Here is a 2,170-nt window from a genome sequence, read left to right on the forward strand (position 1 = left end):
GGTACGGCCAGGGCAGCCTGTCCGGCAACCTGAGCTGGGGCGAGGCGCTGAACGTCGCCCTGAACATTCGTGGCAACCGCCTGCCGGTGGTGGTCGATCCCTATGCGCAACTGGAGGTGGAACCGGACCTGAAGATCGGCATGGCCGGCCAGGAGCTGGCGATCTCCGGCAAGGTCCTGGTGCCGCGTGGCGACATCACCATCCGCCAGTTGCCGCCATCGACGGTCAAGGTCTCCGACGATGCGGTGATCGTCGGCTCCGAGCAGCCCGAGCAGCAGCCGCTGAAGATGAAGATGGACATCGATGTCGAGGTCGGCCAGGACAAGCTGGCGTTCTCCGGCTTCGGCCTCAGCGCCGAACTGGCCGGCCACCTGCACATCGGCGACAACCTGGATACCCGCGGCGAGCTGAACCTGAACAAGGGCCGCTATCGTGCCTACGGCCAGCGCCTGACGATCCGTAGGGCGCGGCTGTTCTTCGCCGGACCGATCGACCAGCCGTACCTGGATATCGAGGCGATCCGCCGGGTCGACGATGTGGTCGCCGGCCTGCGCCTGACCGGCAGCGCCGAGCAGCCGACCAGCGCGGTATTCTCCGAACCGGCGATGAGCCAGGAGCAGGCGCTGTCCTACCTGGTGCTGGGGCGGCCGATGAGCACCGGCGAAGACAGCAACATGCTCGGCGAGGCGGCCCTGGCCCTGGGCCTGGCCGGTAGCGCACCGCTCACCGGGGAAATCGCCAAGCAGCTCGGCATCCAGGACTTCCAGCTGGACACCGAGGGCACCGGCAACAGCACCAGCGTGGTCGCCAGCGGGAATATCACCGACAAGCTCAGCCTGCGCTATGGTGTTGGAGTGTTCGAACCGGCAAATACCATCGCCTTGCGCTACCAGTTGACCAAACGCCTCTATCTCGAAGCGGCGAGCGGCCTGGCCAGTTCGCTGGACCTGTTCTTCAAGCGCGATTTCTGACGGATGCGCTGATACGGACCATGCGTAACGCATAAAAGTGTGTCACTTTTAGCGGCGCATCGACGTCGTAGAATGGAGCGGGCGCCGACCGCCAGGTCGGTGCCCGAAGCAACTCGGCACAAGGACTGGCTGACATGATTTCCGTCTATCAACTCAAACCGCGCTTTCAGAATCTTCTTCGTCCCGGCGTGCAGCGCCTCTACCAGCGCGGCATCACTGCCAACCAGGTGACCCTGGCGGCCTGCCTGCTGTCGCTGCTGGTCGGCGCGCTGGTCGCCGGTTTCGCCAGCCATCTCTGGCTGTTCGCCCTCGTTCCGCTGTGGATGTTCCTGCGCATGGCGCTGAACGCGGTGGACGGCATGCTCGCCCGCGAGTTCGGCCAGAAATCCGACTTGGGCGCCTACCTCAACGAACTCACCGACGTGATCGCCGACAGCGGCCTGTACCTGCCGTTCGCCCTGTTGCCGGGAGTCAATCCGCTGTGGGTGGTGCTGGTGGTGCTGCTGGCGGTGATCAGCGAATATGCCGGTGCGCTGGGCACCATGGTCGGCGCTTCGCGCCGCTACGACGGCCCGATGGGCAAGAGCGACCGGGCGCTGTGTTTCGGCGTGATCGGCGCCGGGGTGGCCAGCGGCCTGTTGCCGCTGGCCTGGATCGACTGGCTGATGTTGCTGATCGCGGCCCTGCTGCTGCTGACCATCGGCAACCGTGTGCGCCAGGGCCTGGCCGAGCTGGCCGCGAGTCGGCGGGGCCGCGACGAGCAGGCCTGAGCGGGAATGGGCGAGCACCATGGAGGTGGGCGCCCGCAGGAAGCAACCCCGCTGGGTTCCCGGCCGGGGCAACGACATAGGGACATCACATGCGCGACGTACAGGAATTGCGTTTCACCACCCACGACGGGGTAGAACTCTTCTACCGCCACTGGCCGGCCAGCCGCCCGGCGCCGGACGGCACGCGCCAGGCGGTGCTGCTGTTCCACCGCGGCCATGAGCACTCCGGGCGGATCGCCCACCTGGTCGACGAACTCGACCTGCCGGAACACGACTTCTTCGCCTGGGACGCCCGTGGCCACGGCCTCTCGCCAGGCGCCCGCGGCGACAGCCCGAGCTTCGCCACCAGCGTGCGCGACGTACAGCCCTTCGTCGACCATATCGAGGCCGTCCACCGTATCGCCGCAGAGCGCACGGCGGCGCTGGCGC

3 protein-coding genes are annotated in these 2,170 nt (G+C 67.0%); all 3 read left to right on the forward strand.

Annotated features, from left to right (window positions below; translation table 11 throughout):
* The coding region (locus tag FFS27_RS32000) for a translocation/assembly module TamB domain-containing protein (RefSeq protein ID WP_171019279.1) at window positions 1–971 on the forward strand (971 nt) is incomplete at its 5' end.
* Between the two features lie 134 nt (window positions 972–1,105).
* Window positions 1,106–1,741, forward strand: a complete 636-nt coding sequence (locus FFS27_RS32005) for a CDP-alcohol phosphatidyltransferase family protein (protein WP_003139074.1) — start codon at window positions 1,106–1,108, stop codon at window positions 1,739–1,741.
* A gap of 89 nt (window positions 1,742–1,830) precedes the next feature.
* A partial coding sequence (locus FFS27_RS32010) for a serine aminopeptidase domain-containing protein (protein WP_137952513.1) occupies window positions 1,831–2,170 on the forward strand: 340 nt, incomplete at its 3' end.

Origin of the sequence: Pseudomonas sp. 2VD, assembly GCF_005503585.1 — a bacterium.
In the GTDB taxonomy this organism is placed as follows: Bacteria; Pseudomonadota; Gammaproteobacteria; order Pseudomonadales; family Pseudomonadaceae; genus Pseudomonas; species Pseudomonas aeruginosa.